Source organism: Staphylococcus sp. HMSC063A07 (genome assembly GCF_001836955.1).
Taxonomy (GTDB): Bacteria; Bacillota; Bacilli; order Staphylococcales; family Staphylococcaceae; genus Staphylococcus; species Staphylococcus lugdunensis.
The window spans coordinates 1-9,879 of record NZ_KV830924.1 but is presented as its reverse complement, the minus strand read 5'-3'; the positions used below and the strand labels follow the sequence as shown (position 1 = coordinate 9,879).

Annotated in this window: 7 protein-coding genes; 3 read left to right on the top strand and 4 right to left on the bottom strand. The window is 34.0% G+C overall.

Annotated elements, in window-relative coordinates; translation table 11 throughout:
* Positions 1–261: 261 nt before the first annotated feature.
* On the bottom strand, positions 262–1,524 hold the full coding sequence (tyrS, locus tag HMPREF2597_RS06075) for a tyrosine--tRNA ligase (protein WP_002458844.1): 1,263 nt from the start codon (positions 1,522–1,524) through the stop codon (positions 262–264).
* 335 nt (positions 1,525–1,859) lie between these two features.
* Between tyrS and HMPREF2597_RS06070 the strand changes: the two genes are divergently transcribed.
* Positions 1,860–2,774: a biosynthetic peptidoglycan transglycosylase gene (locus HMPREF2597_RS06070; RefSeq protein WP_002458843.1), complete on the top strand. Its 915-nt coding sequence runs from the start codon at positions 1,860–1,862 to the stop codon at positions 2,772–2,774.
* A gap of 238 nt (positions 2,775–3,012) precedes the next feature.
* Here the strand turns inward: HMPREF2597_RS06070 and HMPREF2597_RS06065 are convergent, their stop codons facing one another.
* Positions 3,013–4,680, bottom strand: a complete 1,668-nt coding sequence (locus HMPREF2597_RS06065) for a formate--tetrahydrofolate ligase (protein ID WP_002492633.1) — start codon at positions 4,678–4,680, stop codon at positions 3,013–3,015.
* Positions 4,681–5,003: 323 nt separating this feature from the next.
* A complete protein-coding gene (gene acsA, locus HMPREF2597_RS06060) occupies positions 5,004–6,713 on the bottom strand; it encodes an acetate--CoA ligase (RefSeq protein WP_002478026.1) in 1,710 nt (569 codons plus the stop codon).
* Between the two features lie 155 nt (positions 6,714–6,868).
* Between acsA and HMPREF2597_RS06055 the strand changes: the two genes are divergently transcribed.
* A complete protein-coding gene (locus HMPREF2597_RS06055) occupies positions 6,869–7,501 on the top strand; it encodes a hypothetical protein (RefSeq protein WP_002478025.1) in 633 nt (210 codons plus the stop codon).
* A 26-nt stretch (positions 7,502–7,527) separates the two neighbouring features.
* On the top strand, positions 7,528–8,685 hold the full coding sequence (locus HMPREF2597_RS06050; RefSeq protein WP_002458839.1) for an acetoin utilization protein AcuC: 1,158 nt from the start codon (positions 7,528–7,530) through the stop codon (positions 8,683–8,685).
* Between the two features lie 110 nt (positions 8,686–8,795).
* Here HMPREF2597_RS06050 and HMPREF2597_RS06045 read toward each other — a convergent pair whose 3' ends face one another.
* Entirely contained in the window at positions 8,796–9,575 is a 780-nt protein-coding gene (locus HMPREF2597_RS06045) for a (S)-acetoin forming diacetyl reductase (protein WP_002458838.1), read from the bottom strand.
* Between the last annotated feature and the right edge of the window lie 304 nt (positions 9,576–9,879).

Here is a 9,879-nt window from a genome sequence, read left to right as displayed (position 1 = left end):
GGGGCCCCTGTCTTCGACTGGCACTGCTCCTTCAGGAGTCTCGCCATAAATACTACGCATTAACATGTAATTTTACCTTTAAATGCTTTAAAAATAAGGCACTTTCGTATAATTTAATAAATACCACTAAACTAAATTAACGCGCTGTATATTATCTAATGCATAAGAGAAAAGACAATTTCTATCAAATAATTTTAATAGAAATTGTCTTTTTTACATTGTTTAAGAGCTTAATGTCCCAGACCCTTTATTCATATTCTGTTATCGATAATTCACCATAAAGTATTTCTTTTTACCACGTCTAATAATTGTAAAAGCATTTTCTATCTTATCTTCACTTGATAAATTGTAATTAACATCTTGCTGACGCTCACCATTAATATAAATTGCACCATTATTTACATCTTCACGAGCTTGTCGTTTTGATGAAGAAATCCCTGTTTCAACTAGAGCTTCAACAATATTAGTATTGTCTGCAGATAATTCTACTTGAGGAACGTCTTTAAAACCTTCTTTTAGTTCTTTAGCAGATAAAGATTTCAAGTCACCACTAAATAATGCTTGTGAAATACGTATCGCATCATCTAAAGCATCTTGGCCATGAATCAATTTAGTCACATTTTCAGCCAGTGCTTTTTGGGCTTCACGTAAATGAGGTTGTTCATCTCTTGATGCTTCTAAACGTTCTATTTCTTCTTTATTTAAGAAAGTAAAATACTTTAAGAATTTTATAACATCATCGTCAGATTGATTTATCCAGAATTGATAGAATTCATATGGACTGGTTTTATCAGCATCTAACCAAACAGCTCCAGATTCAGATTTACCAAATTTCTTACCATCTGATTTAGTAACTAAAGGAATAGTAAGCCCATACGCTTCAGTTTGACCATACATACGTCGCATTAATTCAATACCACTTGTGATATTGCCCCACTGATCAGAGCCACCTACTTGAATTTTACAATTTAAATTTTGATTTAAATGTCCAAAGTCTATGGCTTGTAATATCGTGTAAGTAAACTCTGTATAAGAAATACCATTTTCTAATCTAGATTGAATTGAATCTTTAGCGAGCATATAATTTACACCTACATGCTTACCATAGTCTCGTAAGAAACTAATCAATGAAATTTGACCTAACCAATCTTTATTATTAACTAAAACGGCGCCTTTTTCAGTTCCAAATTCAAACAATTTATGCATTTGTGCATTGATACCTTGAACATTATCCTCAACTTGTTCTTCAGTTTGTAACACACGCTCTTCAGATTTACCTGATGGATCACCAATCATACCTGTACCGCCGCCAATGAGCACAATTGGTCTATGTCCATGCTGTTGGAAACGTCTCAAAGTTAAAAACGGTAACAAATGTCCAATATGTAAACTATCTGCCGTAGGGTCCGCACCACAATATAAAGATACTTGTTCTTTGTTTAATAACTCCTCAATACCTTCTTCATCAGTTTGTTGATAAATTAACCCTCTCCACTTTAAATCCTCTAATAAAGCATTTGTCATATCTGTATACCTCCTTAAAAAAATAAAAACCCCTACATTATCAAAATGTAAGGGCGCTTTTGCACGTTACCACCATACTTTAGCATCAACATGTGATACCACTCTCTTAATGATACGTTCATTAATTAAACGTTGGATATATTTTAAAAGGTGTATTCACAATTAAAAAGCGTTAGTTCACAGCACCCACTAACTCTCTGAAGACCTTTATAACTGCTACTTGTCCTTACTATCCAATATTTATGGAATTGACATAATTATAAAGAACTCTGTTTTAAAAGTCAACTTAGTAAAATATGATATACTAGACGTACTTTCAGAAAGGACGCATGTGAATGATAAAAAAATTTGTGGCATATATGCAACAGGCTTCATATTTAAAATATGAGACCAAGTATAAATTAATCAAGCATATCTTAATTACGATGTTTGCGCTACTCTGCCTTATTTTATTGATTCTTTTCATTGCAAGTATGTTTTATTTCCATCGCATTACATCACATGCGTCAGCAATGAGTGACAATGAATTAAAGAAGAAAGCCATACACTTTGCAGGAGATGAAGCGATTGATCATAAAAATAATAATATCTTACAAGCATATGATCAGTCCCAAAATACTTTAATTGTTGGACCTAAACGTGTAAATTCAAACGTGATTGCTGCATTGACATCCTCAGAAGATACATTATTCTATCAGCATAATGGTATTTTACCAAAGGCATTAATTCGTGCAATGATTCAAGATGTTTTCAATGTGAAACAATCATCTGGAGGAAGTACAATTACACAGCAACTGATTAAAAACCAAGTATTAAGTAGTGAGAAGACGTACCGTCGTAAAGCAAACGAACTCGTATTGTCACTGCGCTTAGAAAAGATATTAACTAAAGACGAAATTGTATACACATATCTTAACGTAGTTCCTTTTGGACGAGATTATAATGGCTCTAACATCACAGGTATCGCATCTGCATCGTATAGTTTATTTGGTATCCCACCATCTAAACTTAATATTGCAGAATCTGCATACTTAATAGGCTTACTACAAAGTCCATACACTTATACACCATATGATGAAGATGGCTCAATCAAAAATAATAATCAATTTAATATAGGTATACAAAGACAACACTATGTACTAAAGCGTATGCGAGTTGAAAACAAAATATCTGTAAAAGATTACCACAAAGCCTTAAATTTCGATATCAAACATCACCTATTACAACGAGATAAACAAGATGCAAGTTAAATAAAACATTTAAAATTTCCTTTGGCATCATTAAATAAACACCAAATGATATTAAAATTAATTATATATCTGCAGCTAAGCTGTCTACTTTATTTTTATGTATATACGCTTGATTTTATTTAATGGCTCTTAATATAAGAAACATAGCAAAGAAGGCAATTTCTATTGAAACTTAATAGAAATTGCCTTCTTCAACTTGTCAGAAACCTTTAAGTCTTAAACTATTAGCACGTATCACCTAGAATAATCCAACAGCATGGCCGTCATCTGTTACGTCCATATTTAAAGCTGCAGGTTTTTTCGGTAATCCTGGCATTGTCATAATTGCACCAGTTAAAGCAACTATAAATCCAGCTCCCGTTTTAGCTTCTAACTCTCTAATTGTAATATCAAAACCAGTTGGAGCACCTAATGCTGTGGCATCATCACTAAAGGAATATTGTGTTTTTGCCATACAAATTGGATAATTGTCCCAACCATTATTTTTAAAGTCTTTTAATTGTCGTTTAGCCTTTTTACTAAATGTTACTGAAGCACCTCCATAAATATCTTTGACAATTGTTTCAATTTTTTCTTCAAGTGGTTGATTTAAATCATATAAGAATTTAAATTCTTGTGGTTGATCAATGACTTCTAATACTTGATTAGCTAGGTCTACGCCACCTTTTCCACCTTTTTCCCAAACTTCGGTAAGTGCTATTCTCACATTATTTTCTTTTGCCCATTGCTTGACATACTCTGTTTCAGCATCTGTATCATGAATGAAAGCATTTAAAGCAATGACTGGTTCAACTCCAAATTTTCTAATATTATTAACGTGACGTTCTAAGTTAACAATACCAGCTTTAACAGCTTCAACATTTTCTTCTTTCAAATCATCTTTTGCAACGCCACCATGCATTTTTAATGCACGTACAGTTGCAACTAAGACAACAGCTGATGGTTCAAATCCAGCTTCACGTGCTTTAATATCAATGAATTTTTCTGCACCTAAATCAGAACCAAAACCAGCTTCAGTGATTACAATATCAGCTAAGTCTCGAGCTGTTTCAGTAGCTAAAATAGAGTTACAACCATGAGCGATATTAGCAAAAGGTCCACCATGAACAAGTGCTGGTGTTCCTTCGATTGATTGAACTAAGTTTGGCTTAATTGCATCTTTTAAAATCATTGCTAATGCGCCTTCAACTTTTAAATCTGCTACAGTAATTGGTTTACGATCACGTGTATAACCAATTGTAATGCGACTAATTTTTGATTTTAAATCTTTGATATCACGTGCTAAACATAAAATAGCCATAATTTCTGAGGCAACTGTAATGTTAAACCCATCTTCACGTGGTACACCGTTAGTTGGACCACCTAAGCCAACATTGACATGTCGTAATGCTCGATCATTCATATCAAGAACACGCTTCCATTCAATTCTGCGTACATCAATGCCTAATTCATTGCCTTGATGAATATGATTATCAATAAATGCTGATAATGCGTTGTTTGCTGTTGTAATCGCATGGAAGTCACCATTAAAGTGTAAGTTAATATCTTCCATTGGCAGCACTTGTGCATAGCCACCACCTGTTGCACCGCCTTTTATACCAAAAGTTGGTCCAAGTGCAGGTTCACGCAAGGCAACCATTACATTTTTATTTAGCTCATTAAATGCATCAGCTAAACCAACAGTAACTGTTGATTTTCCTTCACCAGCTGGCGTAGGACTCATCGCAGTAACTAATACTACTTTACCTTTTTCGCCTTTAGAATTAACTTTGTTAATATCAATCTTTGCTTTATAATGACCATATTGCTCTAACGCTTCGTCAGGAATCCCTGCTTTCTTAGCAATCTCCCCAATTGGTCTTAATGTTGATTGATTTGCAATTTCTAAATCTGATAAATGTGCCAACTACTTTCAACCCCTTGTTCTAAATAGTATATTGTAAGAGCACCCTGATTGTTTGGGTATCATAATTTCTTACATACTTAATAATAACTAACTCTGCCTATGATGTCGAATTTTTGATAGCGTTTACAATTATTTTAACTAAAAACATATGATTGTAAAATAAATATACGTATATTTTGGCTATTTATTTAGCAAATATCGCATACATATTGAAAACGCAAAATGGTAAAATATATTATCATTTTGCGTTCCAAACTATACATTCAATTGTTGATTATATAAGGAAAAGCATCTTTTATTTTAAAAATAAGTTCCTGCTATTTTTAGTCCTCCATAGTACTTAAATCACCTGCATCTAAATTAAGTTCCCATGCTTTAAGTACACGTCGCATAATTTTACCTGAACGCGTCTTAGGCAATTTATCTCTAAACTCAATTTCTCTAGGAGCAGCATGAGCTGATAGACCTTCTTTTACATATTTTTTAATATCTTCTTTTAAATCATCAGTCGGTTCATATCCTTGGCGTAAAGCAACAAATGCTTTTATAATTTCGCCACGTACTGGATCAGGCTTTCCGATGACACCAGCTTCAGCAACAGCTTCATGCTCAACTAATTTAGATTCGACTTCAAATGGTCCCACACGTTCGCCTGCTGTCATGATGACATCATCTACACGACCTTGAAACCAGAAGTACCCATCTTCATCTTTATATGCTGAATCCCCAGATATATACCAGTCTCCTATAAAATAAGAACGATATTTTTCTGGATTATCCCATATTTCATACATCATAGACGGCCACCCCTTTTTTATTGCTAAATTGCCCATACGATTAGCTGGCAATTCATTTCCCTCATCATCGATAATAGCAGCTTCCACACCAGGAATTGGTTTTCCCATAGAACCCAATTTGACATCCATTGCAGGATAATTAACAATCATATGTCCTCCTGTTTCAGTCATCCACCACGTATCAAGAACACGTTTACCATATGCTGATTTTGCCCATTTGATAACTTCTGGGTTTAATGGTTCTCCTACAGATAGAATAGATCGTAACGTTGACAGATTATATTTTTGAACAATATCATCACCAGCACTCATCAACATGCGTAACGCGGTTGGTGCCGTATACCAAATTGTAACTTTGAATGCTTCAATCATCTTATACCACTGTTCAGGCGTAAAACGTCCACCTGCTATACAATTTGTGACGCCATTTAGCCAAGGTGCAAATATACCGTAAGAAGTTCCAGTAACCCAACCCGGATCAGCTGTACACCAATATACATCGTTTTCTTGTAAATCTAATACATATTTCCCCGTTATATAATGAAGTAGCATTGCTTGTTGTACATGAAGTACGCCCTTAGGCTGTCCTGTTGAACCTGAAGTATAATGTAATATTAAACCATCGTCGCGTTGTAACCATGTGATATTAAATGATGTGCTAGCTGATTGCATTAACTTATTAAAATCTATATAGTCATCAGACACATCATCATCCACGATAATGATTTTTTTGAGATGTGGTAATTTTTCTTGTGGTATACGATGAAGTAATTTATTTGTTGTTATAACAACTTTGGCTTCACTATTCGCTAAACGATCTGTTACTGCCTTTTCCATAAAAGCCTCAAATAATGGACCAACAATTGCACCTACTTTTAATATACCTAAAAAGGCAAAATACAATTCAGGTGTTCTCGGCATAAAGATAAAAACGCGATCCCCTTTTTGCACATTTGCATGCTCTACTAATACATTCGCCGCTTGATTGGATAAGTGCTGTATATCTGAAAATGTATATTGTTCCTGACGCTCATTATCTTTATAGTTTAAAGCGATTTTGTCTCCTTTACCATCGTCTACGTGACGATCTATACATTCATATGCCATATTGATTTTCCCTGTTTTATACCATGAAAAAGCTTTTTCTACTTCATTCCAATCAAAGTTTTGATATACATCCTCATAATTGCTTAAATTATATTCTCCCGGTTCACTCTTATATACTTCTACCTTCATTTGAAATCCCCCTTATATGAAATCGCTTTCTTAGCATGTATTATACATAAATTTTTGTGTTATTCAAAATTTTTAGAGAATTTTTACATTTATATTTTTAATTTACGTCCATAGCCTTTATACTAATTATAATAAGATGTCGGAGGCGGAAATCAATGAAGCATGTCAAAACTTATGTCTTAAAAAATATCAACATACAAGATATTCATTTTGTTATTGAAGGACCTGTATCTTGCAGTTTTTTGAAAACGCTTACTTTCGATGATCAACTTGATGCTTTTCGACCTCCAAAGGAACAATTTAATGCTTTATTAGAAATTTCACGCCTGATGGAAGGTCGAGTATATATCATTAGAGAACGCACACATATCATTGGCTATGTAACCTATCACTATCCGGATGAGTTTGAGCGTTGGTCTCAAGGTCATTTACCTTATCTTATTGAATTGGGTGCCATTGAATTATGTCCAAAATATCGTCATTTACATTTGGGTGGTCTACTCATCGCAACTAGTCTTTCTAGTAATGAGTTTGAAGATTATATTGTTTTAACGACAGAATATTATTGGCATTGGGATTTAAAACAAGCAAAGTTAGATGTTTTTGAATATAAAAAAGTGATGCAAAAAATGATGGCCAAAGGTGGATTAGAAGTTTTTGCTACAGACGAACCTGAAATCACAAGTCACCCTGCCAATTGCTTGATGGCTCGCATTGGCAATCGTATCACACTCGATCAACAACAAGCATTTGATGATTTACGCTTTCAAAATCGCTTTTTCTTTTAAATTCTAATTACTAAAGGAAGTTTGATATGATGCATGATAAAAGAAAAACTGGATATGTCTATTCAGATAAATTATTAAAATATCGTTTTGATAATCATCATCCTTTTAATCAAATGAGACTTAAACTAACGACAGAATTGTTGCAGACGGCTGGCTATTTAAACAATAGTAATATTGTGGAACCACCTATTGCAACAACGAATGAACTAACCCTCGTGCATCAATACGATTACGTACAAGCAATTAAACATGCATCACATGGTATTTTAAGTAATCAAGAAGCTGATAAATATGGATTAAGTGGCGAAGATACGAATCAGTTTAATAATATGCATAGCCATAGTGCTCGAATTGTTGGCGGCGCATTAACATTAGCAGATTTGATTATGAAAGGCATTTATCATAATGGTTGTCATCTTGGTGGTGGTTTGCATCACGCTCTAGAAGGACGTGCCAATGGATTTTGTGTTTATAATGATGTCGCAATTACGGCTAAATATTTAAATCAAAAATACGGCCAGCGGGTATTAATTGTGGATACTGATGCACATCACGGAGATGGTACACAATGGCGATTTTATACTGATGAAGAAATAATGTGTTATTCCATTCATGAAACGGGAAAATTTCTATTTCCTGGCTCAGGACATTATACTGAACGTGGAGAGGATCAAGGATATGGTTACACAGTCAATCTACCTTTAGAGCCTTATACAGAAGATGCCTCATATCTTGAATGCTTGGAGCTATCACTTAATGCTATAATTGAAGCATTTAAACCAGATATAATATTGAGTGTGCATGGGGTAGATATTCATTTTCAAGATCCATTAACTCATATGAATTGTACGCTTGATGCATTGTATCAAATTCCCTATCTAATAAATGCACTTGCAGAAACATATACCGATGGCAAAATTATTATGTTTGGTGGTGGAGGTTATAATATTTGGACTGTAGTTCCAAGAGCATGGAGTCATGTTTACTTAGCATTAACAAGACAAACTAAACCTCATGGTGCTTTACCACAAACTTGGATTAATAAATGGACAAGTTATGCTCCAAAACCGTTACCACAAACTTGGAATGAAAGTCTCGAACACTATATTAATATTCCACGAAGAGAAGAAATAAGTAAGCATAATTTAGAACGTGCTTTACGTATTAAATCATGGTATCAATAGTATTTAAACAAAGAGAAACACTTTCGCATAAATACTCGTAGTTGCATTTAACGAAAGTGTTTGAAGTCTTTGTCACAGTAGAGCTGTTCATGTCGAATAAAACAATATGATTAATGGAAGCGCATACCACCATCAACTATAATTGTTTGACCAGTGATATAATCAGAATCACTGCTAGCTAAAAAGCCAACAACATTAGCTACATCTTCTGGTTTTGAAAGTCGTTTTAAAGTAATTTGATCTGAGAATTGTTTCCAACCCCACTCTTCTGGTTGATTATTTTCTTTAGCTAATTTAACAGCAATACCTTTCATCATTGGTGTTTCAACAATACCTGGAGCAAAAGCATTAACTGTAATGCCTTTTTCAGCTAAATCACGTGCTGCTACTTGTGTAAGACCACGAACTGCGAATTTCGTACTACTGTATAAAGACAAACCTGCGTTACCTTCAACACCAGCTTGTGAAGTAGCATTAATAATTTTACCGCCGTGTCCTAATTTTTCAAATTGTTCTAGTGCTGCTTGAATGCCCCAGAATACACCACCGACATTAACACCAACGACTTGATTAAATTGTTCTGGTGTAACTGTTTCGATTGGCGTCATTGGTCCTAATCCAGCATTATTAACAAGTACATTTAAATCTCCAAAATGATTTACAACCTCACCCAATACTTTAAATACTTCATCACGATTGGATACGTCAGCTTTGTATGCTGCTGCTTCTTGACCTTCTTTATTCAATTTAGCTGCTGCTTCTTGAGCGCCTTCATAATTATAGTCAACGACAGCTACGTTAAATCCATCATTAAATAAACGTTGTGCAATGGAAAAACCAATACCTTGTGCTGCGCCAGTTACGACTGCTACTTTTTTAGTATTACTCATTATCAATCACCTCATAATAATTCTTTTCAATTTTATATTAGCACTTTGTAAAATTTATAGGGTGTCTTTTTTGTGAATTTTTCGATAATTCTAATAATATTACAATTATAGCTATATAAAATACAAAAAAACGGGTCTGGGATATTAAGTTCTTAAACAATGTAGAAAAGACAATTTCTATTAAAATTATTTGATAGAAATTGTCTTTTCTCTTATGTATTAGATAATATACAGCTTGTTATTATTTTAGGATAATAAGATGTAGCCCCACGAGGGTGTTTGAATTCATCGAATTCATTATCTG

What these genes read in the sequence shown, in the direction of transcription:
- tyrS (WP_002458844.1), bottom strand. Translation starts at nt 1,524, where the DNA reads ATGACAAATGCTTTATTAGAGGATTTAAAGTGGAGAGGGTTAATTTAT.
- HMPREF2597_RS06070 (WP_002458843.1), top strand. Translation starts at nt 1,860, where the DNA reads ATGATAAAAAAATTTGTGGCATATATGCAACAGGCTTCATATTTAAAA.
- acsA (WP_002478026.1), bottom strand. Translation starts at nt 6,713, where the DNA reads ATGAAGGTAGAAGTATATAAGAGTGAACCGGGAGAATATAATTTAAGC.
- HMPREF2597_RS06055 (WP_002478025.1), top strand. Translation starts at nt 6,869, where the DNA reads ATGAAGCATGTCAAAACTTATGTCTTAAAAAATATCAACATACAAGAT.
- HMPREF2597_RS06050 (WP_002458839.1), top strand. Translation starts at nt 7,528, where the DNA reads ATGATGCATGATAAAAGAAAAACTGGATATGTCTATTCAGATAAATTA.
- HMPREF2597_RS06045 (WP_002458838.1), bottom strand. Translation starts at nt 9,575, where the DNA reads ATGAGTAATACTAAAAAAGTAGCAGTCGTAACTGGCGCAGCACAAGGT.